Origin of the sequence: Azospirillum sp. TSH64, assembly GCF_003116035.1 — a bacterium.
Classification (GTDB): Bacteria; Pseudomonadota; Alphaproteobacteria; order Azospirillales; family Azospirillaceae; genus Azospirillum.
On sequence record NZ_LGQW01000015.1, the window covers coordinates 3,635,642 to 3,650,214 of the forward strand.

The following is a 14,573-nucleotide window of genomic DNA, read 5'->3' on the forward strand; positions in this document are numbered from 1 at the left end:
TGTCCCTGTTTGGGGGAGAGGACCGGAGACCAGATGCCCGACGACCAATCGCGTCAATTTCCCGCGGACCAGTTTCCCGCCGACACCGCCTTTTCCTCCGTTGAGCGCCGGCTGGTCGCCTATCTGGTCGCGCTGTGGCGGTTGCGGGTGCCGATCCGCCATGCCAAGCCGGATGCCGCCGGCAACCCGCCGCGGCGGGTCAGCCTGTCGGACGGGCTGATTTGGATGCCCGGCACCTTCCGCGGCGTCGATGGCCACCGCTCCGGCGCGTTGTTTCGCGCCGCCCTGGTCCATGCCGGGGCGCATCTGCGCTTCACCGGCCCGCGCTTTCCCGCCGCCGGGCTGAAGCCGTTGCAGCTGGCGCTCGTCTCGCTGATCGAGGATGCCCGGGTCGAGCAGTTGGCGATGCGCGAGCATCCCGGACTGCTGCGGGTCTGGCGGCCCTTCCACGTCGCCGAGCCGGACGGCGCCGGCACGGCGCCCGCCCTGATGGCGCGGCTGGCCCGCGCGCTGATCGACCCCGACTACCGCGACGACGACGCCTGGGTCGCCAAGGGCAGGCGGCTGTTCTTCGCGGCGGAGTCCGACTGGCACAGCCCGGCGCTCAGCCGCCGGATCGGCGGGCTGCTCGGCAACGATCTCGGCCAGATGCGGGTGCAGTTCAATTCCAAGGATCATGTCGTCGAGCCGGCCTACCGCGACGACAACATCGGCCTGTGGGACCATGGCGAGGCGCCGCCGAGCCCGCCAAGCGACGCCGAGACGGTGTTCGAGGCCTTCCGCACCGAGCAGGAAGAGCGCGACCGCGGCCGCCCCGACGATCAGGTCGGGGAGGGCGCCACCCCGGCACGGCTGTCCGCCACCGATGTCCCCGCCCGCGCGGTGGGGGAGGAGGAGATCACCGCCCCGCCGGTACGTTACCCGGAATGGGACTACCGCGTCGGCATCGACCGTCCCGACTGGGTGGTGCTGAACGAACGGCGGAGCGAACCCGGCGACCCCGCCGCCATCGCCCGCATCGTCGAACGCCATCAGGCGACCGCCGACCGGCTGACCGCGCTGGTCCGCTCGGCCAAGGTCAGCCGTCCGGTGCGGCTGCGCCGCCAGCCGGAGGGCGACCGCATGGATCTGGACGCCTGCATCGACGCGATGGTCAGCCACCGCCGCGGCGAGGCTCCCGATCCGCGGGTGCATGAGGTGCTGGTCCGCCGCAACCGCGACCTGTCGGTCCTGCTGCTGCTCGACGTGTCCGCCTCGACCGGCGATCCGGTTGCCGGGGGCGGGCGCAGCGTGCTGTCGGTGGAGCGGGAGGCCGCGACCCTGTTCGCCCAGGCGCTGGACGGGCTGGGCGATCCCTTCGCCATCCATGCCTTCCGCTCCAACGGGCGGCAGGACGTCAGCTATTACCGGATCAAGGCGTTCCGCCAGCCTTACGACGACGCGGCCAGGGGGCGGCTGGCCGGATTGAAGGCCGGGCTGTCCACCCGGCTCGGCACCGCGCTGCGCCATGCCGGGCGGCTGCTGGAACGGCAGGCGACCCATCGCCGCCTTCTGCTGGTGGTGACCGACGGCGAGCCGTCGGACATCGACGTCGCCGACCGCCGCTATCTGCTGGACGACGCCCGTCGCGCCGTGCTGGGGCTGGCGGCGCGGGGGATCGACTGCTTCGTGATCGGGCTCGACCCCCAGGGCCGCGACTACCTGACCCGGATGTTCGGGGCCCGCAACGTCATGGTGATCGACCGCGCCGACAAGCTGCCGGAGGTGCTGCCGACCTTCTATCTGCGCCTGTCGACGTGATGGGATCGGCCGGGCCGGCGGAACCGGGCCGAACGGCGTGACGGCGGATGTCGTCATTGCCGAGACGCCACAGAATTTTCGCGCATCGCGGCGACGGGCAGCGTAGACTCCGCCGGATCGGAGGATGCCCCTCCCTGTCTCCTCAAGGAAGTCCGTAAGCCCCATGCCACCCTCCAGGCCCCGCGTACCAGTGCCGCGACCGAACTTCAGCAAGTCCCGCTCCAACACCGGCGCATCGACCGGGGTCCGGCCGGCGCCCGCCCGTGTGAACGGATCGGCGCTGCAAAAACAGACCCAGTGGCTCGCCCGCGCCACCGATGCCGAACGCACGGGCGACAGTGTGGAAGCGGAGCTTTGCCGGCAGTATGCCGAGCATTGGTTTCGCGTCTCGCGCGGCCAGGATTGAAAGCAGCCTGTCGCCAAGGCGAGCGAATCGACGTTTCCACCAGGCAGAGGCGGTCGCCGCCGTCTTCCCCGCAGCGTGAGCCGACCTTGTCCGGGACAGTCCCACCGTCTATAAACGGGCATGCCTCAGCGGAAGACTGCTCCAGCCCCACCCGGTTCCGAACGCCAAGCCGTTGCCGGACGACTGCCGGCTGAGAGCCGGACGCGCAGGCAGGGCAGAGGGTCAGCGACCGCATGAGCACCCATTTGCCGGACCTCGAGGCGTGCGATTGGAGCGCAACCCCGCTCGGACCGCGTGAGAGCTGGAGTCCCGCCCTCGAGGCGATCTTCACCATGATGCTCGGATCCCCCTTCGCCATGTGCGCGACCTGGGGACCGGAACAGACGCTGCTCTACAACGCCGCCTATGTTCCCTTCCTGGGCAAGCGCCACCCGGCGGCGCTGGGGCAGCCGATTGCCGTCGTCTGGTCCGAGGTGTGGGACACGATCGGCCCGCTCATCGCGCGTGTGCTGGAGGGCCAGTCGGTCAGCGTCACCGACATGCACCTCGTGATGACCCGCAACGGCAGCGAGGAGGACACATGGTGGACCTTCGCCTACAGCCCGCTGCGCGATCGCGGACGGGTCGTCGGCATGCTCGACATCGCGACGGAAACGACGGCAGGGGTCATGGCGGCCAGGCAGCGCGACGCCGTCGAGGCGGAACTGCGGGCGCGCAACGTGGCGCTGGAGCAGGAGGTGGCCGCCCGCACCGAAGCCGGCAACCGGTTCTCCACCCTCATTCAGCATCTTCCGGTCGCGGTGTGCCTGTTCGACGCCGATGGGCGGGCGCTGCTGTCCAGCCCGCTCTATCGCGAACTCCTGCCCGATCAACCCATCCCCTCCAGAATGACGAAGCAGGAGGAGGCCGACCGCTGGCGCAGTTTCGACGCCAACGGGGAGCGCCTTCCGCCCAGCCGTTATCCCGCCGCACGCTCCCTGCGCGGCGAATTGGTCTCTCCCGGCATCGAATTCCTCCACCGAAAGACGGATGGAACCGAGCGCTGGTTCGCCGTCAGCAGCGTGCCGCTGACGGACGGCGCCGGACAGGTCACCGGCGCCATCGCGATGCTGGAAGACATCGACCATCGCAAGCGCGCCCTGGAGACCGCCCGCACCGATGCCGAACGGGTCCAGCTGGCCCTGTCGGCCGGCGCGATCATCGGCACCTGGTTCTGGGACATCGCGACCGACCGCTTCACCATCGACGAGGCGTTCGCCAAGGCCTTCGGGGTCGATCCGGCGCTCGGGCGCGAGGGCATCAGCCTGGCGCAGATGGTCGAGACCGTGCATCCGGACGACCGGGCCGGTCTGGCCAAGGCGGTCGGCGAAGCGGTTGCGCGGGGTGGCCGCTATGCCCACCAGTACCGCGTCCGCCGGCATGACGGACGCTATTACTGGATCGAGGCCAACGGGCGCGTCGATCACGGCGCCGACGGGACGCCGCTGGGCTTTCCCGGCGTGCTCATCGATGTCGAGGAGCGGCGCACGATCATAGCGGAGCGCGACCGGGCGATTGCGGAGCTGCGCGCCCTCAACGACACCCTGGAACAGCGCGTCGCCGAGCGCACGGCCGAGCTGATGCAGGCCGAGGAGACGCTGCGGCAATCGCAAAAGATGGAGGCGGTCGGCCAGCTGACCGGCGGCATGGCGCACGACTTCAACAATCTGCTCCAGGCGATGTCGGGCTGCCTTCAACTGGTCGGGCGGCGCGCTGGCCATGTCGCCGGGGTGCAGAAGGTGCTCGATTCCGGCCATCAGGCGGTGGACCGCGGCGCCAGCATGATCCGGCAGCTGATGGCCTTCTCGCGCCGCCAGAACCTCGAACCCGAAGCCTTCGACGTCCGCGACCGCCTGCTGGGGATGCGCAGTTTCCTCGACCGGGCGCTGCGCGCGGACATCCGGCTGGAGTTCGATCTGGAAGCCGGCTTGTGGCCGGCGATGGCCGACCCGGTGCAGTTCGAACTGGCGATCCTGAACCTCGCCACCAACGCCCGCGATGCCATCGCCGGAGCCGGCCATCTGCTGATCGGTGCCGGCAACGTCGAGCAGTGCGGCGAGCATGGCCTGTACGGCTCCTTCCTGCGGATCTGGGTGCGGGACAGCGGCCATGGCATGGCGCCGGCAACGCTGGAGCGGATCTTCGAACCCTTCTTCACTACCAAGGCGGTGGGCCAGGGCACCGGGCTGGGGCTGGCGCAGGTCTACGGCTTCTGCCGGCAATCCGGCGGGATCGCGACCGTCGACAGCGCGGAGGGGCAGGGCACCAGTGTGACGCTGCTGCTGCCGCGTGCCGAGACGATGCCCGCGGTGGCGGTCGATGCCCGGCGGCCCGTGGTCGATGGCGGCGGCGCCAGCGTGCTGCTGGTCGAAGACGACCCGGTGGTGGCGCTGGTGATCGTCGCGGCGCTGGAGGAAATGGGGTATCGGGTCAGCCGCGCCGCGAACGGGGAAGAGGCGTTGCGCCTGTTGCGGGACGGGGAAAGGCCGGACCTGCTGTTCAGCGACGTGGTGATGCCGGGCGAGATCGACGGTCCGGCCCTGGCGGCGGCGGCGCGGGCCCTGCTGCCCCGGCTGGCGGTGGTTCTGACCACCGGCTACAGCGAGGACCGGGCCGGGTTGAAAGGCTTCCCGGTGCTGTCGAAGCCCTACCGGATCGAGGATCTGGCGCTGACCCTGCGCCAGGAGATCGACCGGAACGCTAAACTTTAGAGCAAACCGCCTATTTTCAAAAGAACGGCAGGGGGCCGGGAAAGTTGCCGACGGGCACGAGGTGGGTGACCAGCCCCGCGCCCTCCTGCCAGCGGTGAAGCAGGAAGGCCGGCGGCTCGACGTAGGAGGCCGGCTCGGCATCCGGTGCGAGCCGCAACGCGATGGCCGTCGTCGTGCTGGGGGCTGTGACCAGCACCGTCCCGGCAAAGCGGGCCAGCATGAAGCGGTGGACATGCCCGCACAGAAGCCGCTCGACCTGGGGATGGGCGGCCAGCACCGCCGCCAGACCCATGCCGTTCCGGCAATTGTACGCGTCGATGCAGGCGATGCCGCTTTCAAGGGGCGGCTGATGCAGCATGACGAGCGTCGGCCGCTCCGGCTCCTCCGACAGGCGCGCTGCGAGCCAGGCGCAGGCCTCCTCGCTTGCCTCCCCATGATGCTCGCGGGGAACGGTCACATCGAGGCCGAGGATGCGCAGCGGCCCTTTGTCGCCCACAGCGAAGTGGAGAGGCCCCGTTGCCGGCAGGTATGAGTGATCCGCGAAGGCCGTCCGGAACGCGTCCCGGTCATCGTGATTGCCCGGCAGCAGCAGGACCGGCTGGCGAATGGACCGCAGTGCGGCGCGCGCCTGCCCGTACTCGGCCGCGGTGCCGCGGTCGACGATGTCGCCGGTGACGATCACGAGGTCGGGTGCCGGATCGAGCGCGTTCAGCTGACGAACTGCGGCGTCGAACATCGCGTTCGAGTCGACCAGCCCCTGGTACAGCTCGCCCCGCGGGCGGATGTGGGGATCGGACAGATGGGCGATCAGCAAGGCGGCGGTCCCCGGTCGTGGTTTCGGTCAGCCTAGAGGGTCGGGACCGTTTTCAAAAGCCGATGAGCCGGCTTCGCGGTAGGGCCCGTCACGGTTATCCCGCCGGACACAAAGCCAGATTCTTTCCGAATGCATGATGACAACGTTGTCATTGCATCCATGCGGCGCTATGATAACGTTGTCATCGGACGTTCGACGCTTCGTCCTCATCTGGCTGATCAGGATTGCCGCCCATGAGCCTGTTTCTCGATGCGCTGCTCGACAGCGGTTTGGACGACACCATCCGCGGGGTGCCGCCGGGGACGGCGCCGCTGCAGCTGCGCGATGTCGGCGCCCAGAACTGGCGGCCGGCTGCCGGCGACATGGCGCTGCCGGTCCTGACGCTCGACGAGGACGCGTTTGCCGCCAACCGCGACCTGATCCTTGCCTATGCGCGACAGCACGGTGTGGCACTCGCCCCGCATGCCAAGACGCCGATGGCGCCGCAGATCGCGTCGGGACTGGTGGAGGCCGGGGCCTGGGGCGCCACCGTCGCCAATCTGCAGCAGGCCGCCGTGCTGCTGCGCGCCGGCGTGACCCGGCTGATCCTCGGCAACGAGATCGGCGGCATCGCCAGCGGCAGACGGCTGGGCGCTCTGCTCGCCGCCCACCCCGACGCCGACCTGCGCGCCTTCGCCGACTCCCCGGCGGCGGTTGAGACGCTTGCCGCTGCCGCCAAAGCCGCCGGCCGTCCGCTGGCCGTCTTGGTCGAAGTCGGCGCCGGCCGCGGCGGCGCCCGCGACCGCGCGGCGGTGGACGCGATCCTCACCGCGGTGCTGCTGCATCCCGGCCTGCTGGTTCTCGACGGCGTCGCCACCTATGAGGGGGCTGTCGCGACCTCCGATCCGGCCCAGACCGCCGCCAACATCGCCGCCCTGATGGAGCGGACGGCGGAGGCCTTCGCTCTGGTGCGCGCGCTGGCGCCGGAGCGGCCGCTGCTGCTCACCGCCGGCGGATCGGCCTTCTTCGACATGGTGGTCGCCGCCCTGGCGCCGGTCGCGAAAGCCGACGGCAACGCCACGCTGGTGCTGCGCAGCGGTGCCATCTTCTTCCACGACCACGGCACCTACGAACGCGCGCTCGGCGCGCTGGACGCCCGGCAGGGTTTCGCCTGCGGCGGGGCGACGGCCGCCGATTTCCGCCCGGCCCTGCGCCTGTGGGCGGAGGTGCTGACCCGGCCGGAGCCGGGGCTGGCGATCTGCGGCTTCGGCATGCGCGATTCCTCCTTCGACCAGGATCTGCCCCGCCCGCTGCGCATCCACCGCGACGGCGTGGCGCTGTCGGCGGACGGGCTGCGGGTGACGCGGCTGAACGACCAGCACGCCTTCGTCGCCGTGCCGGCCGGCCAAGAGCTCGCTGTCGGCGACATCGTCGAGTTCGGCATCTCGCACCCCTGCACCTGCATCGACCGCTGGCGGGTGCTGTTCGGCCTCGATGCCGACGGGCGGGTGTGCCGTGCCTACCGCACCTTCTTCGGCTGACCCGAGACGGCCAGATTCCCCATGCAGACATTGAATTTCCAGCAGCTCTGGCGCTATCAGGACCAGCTGATCGACGGCACGCTGCACACGCTGCTGCTGACCCTGGTCGCCGCGGTCCTCGGCACCGCCATCGGCGTCGCCGCGGCGGCGGCGGTGCGCAGCGGGCCGCGTCCGGTGCGCTGGGCGATCCGCGGCTATGTCGAGCTGATCCGCAACACGCCGTCGCTGATCCAGCTGTTCGTGGTCTTCTTCGTGCTGCCGGGCTTCGGCCTGCGGATGGGGGCCTTCGAGGCGGCGTCCATCGCGCTCGGCCTCTATTTCGGCGCCTACTGCACCGAGATCGTCCGTGCCGGGCTCGACGCCATCCCCGGCAGCCAAGTGGAAGCGGGCCAGTGCCTGGGGCTCTCGCGCTGGCAGGTGTTCCGGTACATCGTGCTGCCGCCCGCCCTGCGCAGCGTCTATCCCGCCTTCACCAGCCAGTTCGTCCTGCTGCTGCTCGGCACCTCGCTGGCCTCGCAGATCTCGGCGGAGGAGCTGTTCCATACCGGCGGCTTCATCGAGACGCGCACCTACCGCAGCTTCGAGGTCTATGCCGTGATCTGCGGCATCTACTTCGCCCTGGTGATGACCTTCAAACTGCTGTTCGCCGCGGTGGGGCACCTCGCCTTCCGCTGGCCGGTTCGGCGCTGACGGAGACACCGGCCATGCGTTCCTTCTCCCTCGGCGACCTGCTGTCGCTGCTCAGCGCCCTGCAATGGACGGCCGTCCTCGTCCTCATAGCACTCGGCTTCGGCGCGCCGCTGGCGCTGGCGCTCGCCCTGATGCGGACCAGTGCCAGCCGCGCGCTGCGCTGGACCGCCACCGCCTTCCTGCAACTGGTGCAGGGCGTGCCGCTGCTCGGCCTGCTGATGTTCTTCTATTTCGGCATGCCGGTCTTCCTCGGCATCGAGATGCCGCCGCTGGTCGCCGTCGGCATCGCCATGACCGTCTACACCGCCTCCTTCCTCGGCGAGATCTGGCGCGGCGGCATCGAGGCGGTGAAGCACGAGCAGTGGGAGGCCGCCGCCTGTCTCGGCCTGTCGACCTGGCACCAGTTCCGCTACGTCATCGCGCCGCAGGCCTTCCGCATGGCGCTGCCGCCGACCGTCGGCTTCCTCGTCCAGCTGATCAAGGGCACCTCGCTGGCCTCCATCGTCGGCTTCGTCGAGCTTGCCCGCGCCGGCCAGCTGGTCAGCGCCGCCACCTTCCAGCCCCTGCTGGTCTACTCGATCGTCGCGGCGATCTATTTCGCCGCCTGCCTGCCGCTCACCCTGTGGGCCCGTTCCCTGGAGGTCCGTCTCAATGGCGCTCGTTGACATCCGAAACGTTACCAAGAGCTATGGGTCAACCCAGGTGCTCAAGGGGGTGTCGCTCGACATCAAGGAAGGCGAGATCGTCACCATCATCGGCAAGTCGGGCTCCGGCAAATCGACCCTGCTGCGCTGCATCAACGCGCTAGAGCGCATCGACGGCGGCGAGATCACGGTGGAAGGCCAGCCGGTGCGCACCGACATGCCGAACCTGCGCGACTTCCGCCAGCGCGTCGGCATCGTCTTCCAGGCCTTCAACCTGTTCCCCCACATGACGGTGGAGCGCAACATCACGCTGGCGCCGGTCCTCAACAAGCGGATTGCCAAGGCCGACGGCCGGGCGCTGGCGCTGGACGTGCTGGAGCGGGTCGGGCTGGCCGACAAGATCGACGCCTTTCCGGCCCAACTGTCCGGCGGGCAGCAGCAGCGCGTCGCCATCGCCCGCTGCCTCGCCATGAAGCCGCACCTGATGCTGTTCGACGAGGTGACCTCGGCGCTCGACCCCGAACTGGTCGGCGAGGTGCTGAAGGTGATGGAGGACATGGCGCGCCAGGGCATGACCATGGTGCTGGTCACCCACGAGATGGGCTTCGCCCGCAACGTCGCCTCCAAGATCGTCTTCATGCACCAGGGCCGCGTCTGGGAAGAGGGGCCGCCGGCCGAACTCTTCGCCAACCCCCGCACACCCGAATTGCAGAGCTTCATCGCCTCCGTCCGCTGAGGCGCTGCCGTGCCATTCGCCGAACCAACCACCGGTTCCCTGCCGAGGACCGGACAACCACCAGAACAGAGGAGCAATGTCGTGAGACTCTTCCGGACCCTCGCCGCCGCCGTGGCGGTCTGCGCCACCGTCGCGCTCTCCGCCGCCGCCCTGCCGTCCGCCGCCAAGGCCGATGCCCTGCAGAACGTGCTGTCGGCCGGCAAGCTGCGCGTCGGCGTTCTGATGGACGCCGCCCCCTGGGGCTTCAAGGACGCCAAGGGCGAGGCCGCCGGCCTCGACATCGACCTGGCGAAGCTGATGGCCGCCGACATGGGCGTGAAGCTGGATCTGGTCCAGGTGACCGGCGCCAACCGCATTCCCAGCCTGCTCGCCAACAAGGTCGACGTGCTGATCGCCGCCGCCGGGGCCACGCCGGAGCGCGCCCAGCAGGTGACCTTCACCCAGCCCTACGCCGCGGTCAATCTCGGCGTCTACGGGCCGAAGTCGATGGCGAACGCCAGCGATCCCGAGGGTCTGAAGGGCCACAGCATCGGCGTCGCCAAGGGCTCGACGCTCGACATCTGGCTGACCGACAACGCTCCCGGCGCCAAGCTGGTGCGCTTCGAGGACACCCCCGGCGCCATCGCCGCCTATCTGGCCGGGCAGGTCGAAACCTTCGCCGAGAACAGCGCCATCGCGCTGAAGGTCGCGCAGGACAATCCCGGCAAGGAGGTCGAGCAGAAGTTCCTGATCCGCCAGTCGCCGGCCCATGTCGCCGTCCGCCACGGCGAACAGGATTTGGTCAACTGGATCAACACCTTCCTGTTCTACAACCGCCTGAACGGCAAGCTGGGCGCCCTGCAGATGACGTGGTTCAAGGAAAAGCAGACGCTTCCGCAGATGTAACCCGCCGTTCGGCATCCAAGAGAGGTTCTTTCCGATGATCACGAGGTTCCAGGTCGGTTCGCGCATGAGCCAGGCCGTCGTCTGCCAGGGCATGGTCCACATCGCGGGCCAGGTCGCCAACAACCGCACCGGCTCCATCCACGAGCAGACCCGCGACGTGCTGGCCAAGATCGACGCCCTGCTGGAGGAGGCCGGCAGCGACAAGTCCAAGCTGGTCGCCGTCAACGTCTTCCTGCCGCACATCACCGACTTCGACGCCATGAACGAAGTCTATGACGCCTGGATCGACCCGGCCAACCCGCCGGCCCGCGCCTGCACCGAGGCGCGGCTGGCCGACCCCGACCTGCGCGTCGAGATGACGGCGCTCGCCGCCCTGTAAGCGGGCTTCCTCGGTGAACCGGAAGGGGCGCCGGGCAACCGCTGCCAAGGCGCCCCTCCGCCAGAAGGTTTTTGGAATGCACACTGGCCTCTACCACGCGCTCGATTTCGCCGCCGACGGCAAGTCGCTGGATTTCCTCAGCATCCCGTTCTCGGTGGACCGCTCCCCCTATTATCAGGTGAAGGTTCCGGTCTGCCGCGTGCGCAACGGGACGGGCCCGCGCGTGCTGCTGATGGCGGGCAACCACGGCGACGAATATGAGGGCGAACTGCTGCTGGGCCGGCTGTTCCGCCGCCTCGATCCGGCGCGCATCCGTGGCGAGGTGACGATCCTGCCGGTCGCCAACGCCCCGGCGGCGATGGCGGCGCGGCGCCGGTCGCCGCTGGACGAGGGCAACCTCAACCGCGCCTTCCCCGGCGACCCCGCCGGCACGCCCACCTTCCGGCTGGCGTATTTCCTCGAACATGAGCTGTTCCCGCGCCACGACGTGGTGTTCGATATCCATTCCGGCGGCACCTCGATGGCCCACCTGCCCTGCGCCCTGATCGAACGGCAGGGCACGCCGGACCGGCTCGGCCGCGCGCTGGAGCTGATGCGGGCGCTCGGCATGCCCTACGGATTCGTGGCGGAGAACGGGGCGACAGCGCCGACCTCGATGGCCGCCGCCGCACGGGCCGGCGTCATCGGCATCAGCGGCGAGTTCGGCGGCGGCGGCACGGTGACGCCGGAGACCATGGCCTACACCGCCCGCGCCATCGACAATCTGCTGATCGCCGTCGGGTTGACCGACGCGCCGGTTCTCTCGGTTCCGGCACCGGTTCCGGCGCCGATGCAACTGCTTCAGCTTGACAGCCATCGGCAGGCGATCTACGCGCTGCGGCGCGGCTGGTTCGAGCCGGCGGTCGATGTCGGGGCGCGGGTCGCCGCGGGCGATCTCGCCGGCTGGTTCCACGACCTGACGCGGCTCGACCAGCCCGAGGAGGAACTGCGCTTCGAGGAGGCGGGCATCGTCATTTCGCGGCGCCTGCACAGCGACAGCGAGGCCGGCGACTGCCTGATCCAGGTGGCCCGTCCGGTGGAGGAGGCGGGCATCCTGGGGCGCGCGGCCTGACCGGGCGGCATCGCATGGAGAGGCGGCCAAGGAGACGGGCGACATGAGTGAGAGCAGCGCGGCCAAACGTCCGCCGACCATCGACGACGTCCTCCGCCTCCGCGCGGCGGAACCGGTGCCGTCGGCAGATGGGGACGCCGCCGGGGACGCCACCGGTGACGCCGCTGGGGGGCCGGCTCCGACGCGCATCGTCGAGATCGCCCGGCTGGCCGGGGTGTCGCCGATCACCGTGTCGCGCGCCCTGCGCCAGCCGGAGAAGGTGGCCGAGGCCAAGCGCCGGAAGATCCTGGAGATCGTCGAGCGCACCGGCTACGCCACCAACCCGCATGCCCGCGCCCTGCGGTCGGGCCAGTCGAACATCGTCGCCGCCTTCGTCTCCAACCTGCAAAGCCAGCAGTTCTGCCTTGCCGTGCAGGGCTGCGGCGAGGTGCTGGAGCCGCAGGGCTACCAGCTGATGATCGGGCAGACCTCCTACTCCTACGCCAAGGAGACGACGATGATCCAGTCGCTGCGCGAGATGCGGCCGGCGGCGGTCATGTTCACCGGCGTCATCGAGATCGAGGAGAACCGGCGGGCGCTGCGGGCGCTCGGCATTCCGATCATGGAGACCTGGGCCTATCCCCGTGACCCTATCGACATGCTGGTCGGCTTCTCCAATATCGACGGCGGCCGTCTGGCGGCCGAGCATTTCGCCGGGCGGGGCTACCGCCGCGTCGCCTATATCGGCCGGCGCAGCGGCCGCGGTGCCCTGCGCCTCACCGGCTTCCGCGAGGGTGCCCGCGCCGCCGGGCTCGACATCGCCGCCGAGCTGTCGGTCGACAGGGTGACCAGCATGGTCGATGGCCGCCGTGCGCTGGCCGAGCTGCTGTCCCGCAAGGCGGCGGTCGAGGCGGTGTTCTGCGCCAACGACCTGCTGGCGACCGGCGCACTGCTGGAGGCACGCCGGCTGGGCATGCGCCTGCCCGACGACATCGCCATCCTGGGATTCGGCCACAATGACGTGGCCGAGGAGCTGCCGCCCGGCCTGACCACCATCGGCATCGACAGCCGCGACCTCGGCCGGCAGGCCGGGGCGATGATCCTGCAACGGATGCGCGGAGACATGCCGCCGGAGCCGATCCGTGCCGTCGAACTGACGCTGACCCATCGCGGCAGCAGCTGAGACGGGGCCGCCGGTCTGCGTGCCCGAGACTTTGTCCGACACTGATTCCGTGAGATGCTCTTAAGCCGAGTCCTGCCGATTGGCTGCATCGCCGCTCATCGGCAGCCAGCGCGGCAGGCCAGGCCGATGAGCGAGCGGGGAAGCATGGCGAACCGATGCCGGCATGGTGTCAGAAGAATTGCCTGCGCACCGCTGCCATGACGCACTTGCCACCGGCCGGTCCCGACCCTGCGCTCGAAGACCGTATACAACGGATCGCAGCCGGTCTTCCGCCGCCGGTGATCGTCGCCGGTGAACCGGCCGACTGGCCGGGTCTGGCTGCGTACATGAGTCTGGCTGCGCGCATGGCGGCGCTGCATGTCCCTGGCGTCAGCGTTGCGGTCATCCATGAGGGTCGTCTGGCCTGGACGCGCGGTTTTGGAGATGCCACGGTCGGCGGCTCTCCGGTGACTGCCGACACGCTGTTCCAGGCGGCGTCGATCAGCAAGCCGATCACTGCGCTGGCGGTGCTGAGGCTGGTTCAGGACGGTCGGCTTGGCCTTGACTCGGACGTCGACAGCCACCTCGTTTCCTGGCACATCCCGCCTGCCGCCGGGTCAACCGCCGTCACTGTCCGCGGATTGCTGAACCATAGCGCGGGGCTGACCGTGCACGGGTTCGCCGGCTATCCGGCCGGTCAGCCAGTCCCGACGCTGGCTCAGCTGCTCGATGGCATCGACCCGGCGAACTCGCCGCCGATCCGCGTCGGCCAACCGCCGGGCAACGCATGGCGGTATTCAGGCGGCGGATATACGGTGCTTCAGCAGCTGTTGATCGATGTCACGGGCGAGGCGTTCCCCGTTCACATGGAGCGGGCGGTCCTGGGTCCATTGTCGATGACCGACAGCACATTCGCACAACCTCTTCCCGTCGACCGGGTCGCCGAGGCGGCGACACCCTACGGTTTCGATGGAAAGCCGGTCGAGGGCGGTCCCCACATCTATCCGGAGATGGCAGCCGCCGGGCTGTGGTCGACACCGTCCGACCTGGCGCTGGTTATCATGGCGCTCCAGCGCGCCTGGTCCGGCCGGCGCGATGAGGTGCTGTCGCCTGACATGGTCAAAACAATGCTGACGCCCGGTCTTGGCGGCTTCGGCCTGGGGTTTGGACTCGATGGCGGCGGAAAGGGCGGTGGACCCGAACCCTGCTTCTTCCACAGCGGGCTCAATGCCGGCTTTTCGTGCGTGATGGCGGGTTTCGTGGGCGGCAGCCAGGACGGAGCCGTGATCATGACCAACGGCTCCGCCGGAGCTGTCGCTCATGGCCTGCTGCGCGCGATTGCCGAAGAGTACGATTGGCCGGCGTTCCGGCCGGTCGAACGCCGGCTCGGTATCGCCGACCCGGCATTCTACGCCCGTTTGGCTGGCCGCTACCGCCTGCCCGATTTCGAGATCGCTGTCATTGCCGATGGCAATCGCCTGTACGGTCGGGTCGGCAGCGATCAGGTCGAGATGTTTCCCCTTGCCGGCACCGACGAATTTTTCCTGAAAGTCGATGTTTCGACAGTCGCCTTTCGTATGCCTGCCGCCGGTCCTGCAACGGCGCTGGTTCTTCGGACCGGGAGCATCGACCAGACGGGGCTGCGGATCGATTGACGTTCGGCCGGTGCCGAGCTTGTGCCTCGCCGCGTCAATGAC

The 14,573-nt window shown here is 69.4% G+C and carries 13 protein-coding genes; 12 read left to right on the top strand and 1 reads right to left on the bottom strand.

Annotated features, from left to right (window positions below; all coding sequences use genetic code 11):
- Window positions 1-33: 33 nt before the first annotated feature.
- From TSH64_RS17900 to TSH64_RS17910, 3 genes are all read left to right on the top strand, one after another.
- Entirely contained in the window at window positions 34-1,800 is a 1,767-nt protein-coding gene (locus TSH64_RS17900; RefSeq protein ID WP_109446941.1) for a VWA domain-containing protein, read from the top strand.
- Between the two features lie 190 nt (window positions 1,801-1,990).
- Complete coding sequence (locus tag TSH64_RS17905; RefSeq protein WP_247873009.1) at window positions 1,991-2,206, top strand: DUF4167 domain-containing protein; 216 nt, start codon at window positions 1,991-1,993, stop codon at window positions 2,204-2,206.
- A 233-nt stretch (window positions 2,207-2,439) separates the two neighbouring features.
- Window positions 2,440-4,956 carry a PAS domain S-box protein gene (locus TSH64_RS17910; protein ID WP_109446943.1) on the top strand — a complete coding sequence of 839 codons (2,517 nt, stop codon included), beginning with the start codon at window positions 2,440-2,442 and terminating at the stop codon, window positions 4,954-4,956.
- Window positions 4,957-4,972: 16 nt separating this feature from the next.
- Here the strand turns inward: TSH64_RS17910 and TSH64_RS17915 are convergent, their stop codons facing one another.
- A complete protein-coding gene (locus tag TSH64_RS17915; protein ID WP_109446945.1) occupies window positions 4,973-5,770 on the bottom strand; it encodes a phosphodiesterase in 798 nt (265 codons plus the stop codon).
- Window positions 5,771-6,003: 233 nt separating this feature from the next.
- Between TSH64_RS17915 and TSH64_RS17920 the strand changes: the two genes are divergently transcribed.
- From TSH64_RS17920 to TSH64_RS17960, 9 genes are all read left to right on the top strand, one after another.
- The gene (locus TSH64_RS17920) at window positions 6,004-7,290 is read left to right on the top strand and encodes an alanine racemase (protein WP_109446947.1); all 1,287 of its coding nucleotides are present in this window, start codon (window positions 6,004-6,006) and stop codon (window positions 7,288-7,290) included.
- 21 nt (window positions 7,291-7,311) lie between these two features.
- Window positions 7,312-7,980, top strand: coding sequence for an amino acid ABC transporter permease (locus TSH64_RS17925; RefSeq protein WP_109446949.1), 669 nt, complete (start codon window positions 7,312-7,314; stop codon window positions 7,978-7,980).
- Between the two features lie 14 nt (window positions 7,981-7,994).
- Window positions 7,995-8,645, top strand: a complete 651-nt coding sequence (locus TSH64_RS17930; protein ID WP_109446951.1) for an amino acid ABC transporter permease — start codon at window positions 7,995-7,997, stop codon at window positions 8,643-8,645.
- On the top strand, window positions 8,632-9,360 hold the full coding sequence (locus TSH64_RS17935) for an amino acid ABC transporter ATP-binding protein (RefSeq protein ID WP_109446953.1): 729 nt from the start codon (window positions 8,632-8,634) through the stop codon (window positions 9,358-9,360). The genes TSH64_RS17930 and TSH64_RS17935 overlap by 14 nt, the downstream gene beginning before the upstream one ends.
- Before the next feature lie 81 nt (window positions 9,361-9,441).
- Window positions 9,442-10,245, top strand: a complete 804-nt coding sequence (locus TSH64_RS17940) for a transporter substrate-binding domain-containing protein (protein WP_109446955.1) — start codon at window positions 9,442-9,444, stop codon at window positions 10,243-10,245.
- Between the two features lie 34 nt (window positions 10,246-10,279).
- The gene (locus tag TSH64_RS17945; protein ID WP_109046903.1) at window positions 10,280-10,624 is read left to right on the top strand and encodes a RidA family protein; all 345 of its coding nucleotides are present in this window, start codon (window positions 10,280-10,282) and stop codon (window positions 10,622-10,624) included.
- 76 nt (window positions 10,625-10,700) lie between these two features.
- Window positions 10,701-11,735 (top strand): succinylglutamate desuccinylase/aspartoacylase family protein, encoded by a 1,035-nt coding sequence (locus tag TSH64_RS17950; protein ID WP_109446958.1) that lies wholly within the window; start codon window positions 10,701-10,703, stop codon window positions 11,733-11,735.
- 43 nt (window positions 11,736-11,778) lie between these two features.
- Window positions 11,779-12,897: a LacI family DNA-binding transcriptional regulator gene (locus tag TSH64_RS17955; protein WP_109446960.1), complete on the top strand. Its 1,119-nt coding sequence runs from the start codon at window positions 11,779-11,781 to the stop codon at window positions 12,895-12,897.
- Window positions 12,898-13,094: 197 nt separating this feature from the next.
- Window positions 13,095-14,531 (top strand): serine hydrolase, encoded by a 1,437-nt coding sequence (locus tag TSH64_RS17960; protein ID WP_158285393.1) that lies wholly within the window; start codon window positions 13,095-13,097, stop codon window positions 14,529-14,531.
- Window positions 14,532-14,573: the final 42 nt, after the last annotated feature.

Excerpts from the sequence above, each read along its gene's own strand:
- TSH64_RS17955 (WP_109446960.1), top strand. The coding sequence starts at position 11,779 with ATGAGTGAGAGCAGCGCGGCCAAACGTCCGCCGACCATCGACGACGTC.
- TSH64_RS17945 (WP_109046903.1), top strand. The coding sequence starts at position 10,280 with ATGATCACGAGGTTCCAGGTCGGTTCGCGCATGAGCCAGGCCGTCGTC.
- TSH64_RS17910 (WP_109446943.1), top strand. The coding sequence starts at position 2,440 with ATGAGCACCCATTTGCCGGACCTCGAGGCGTGCGATTGGAGCGCAACC.
- TSH64_RS17925 (WP_109446949.1), top strand. The coding sequence starts at position 7,312 with ATGCAGACATTGAATTTCCAGCAGCTCTGGCGCTATCAGGACCAGCTG.
- TSH64_RS17960 (WP_158285393.1), top strand. The coding sequence starts at position 13,095 with ATGACGCACTTGCCACCGGCCGGTCCCGACCCTGCGCTCGAAGACCGT.
- TSH64_RS17935 (WP_109446953.1), top strand. The coding sequence starts at position 8,632 with ATGGCGCTCGTTGACATCCGAAACGTTACCAAGAGCTATGGGTCAACC.
- TSH64_RS17900 (WP_109446941.1), top strand. The coding sequence starts at position 34 with ATGCCCGACGACCAATCGCGTCAATTTCCCGCGGACCAGTTTCCCGCC.
- TSH64_RS17930 (WP_109446951.1), top strand. The coding sequence starts at position 7,995 with ATGCGTTCCTTCTCCCTCGGCGACCTGCTGTCGCTGCTCAGCGCCCTG.
- TSH64_RS17920 (WP_109446947.1), top strand. The coding sequence starts at position 6,004 with ATGAGCCTGTTTCTCGATGCGCTGCTCGACAGCGGTTTGGACGACACC.
- TSH64_RS17950 (WP_109446958.1), top strand. The coding sequence starts at position 10,701 with ATGCACACTGGCCTCTACCACGCGCTCGATTTCGCCGCCGACGGCAAG.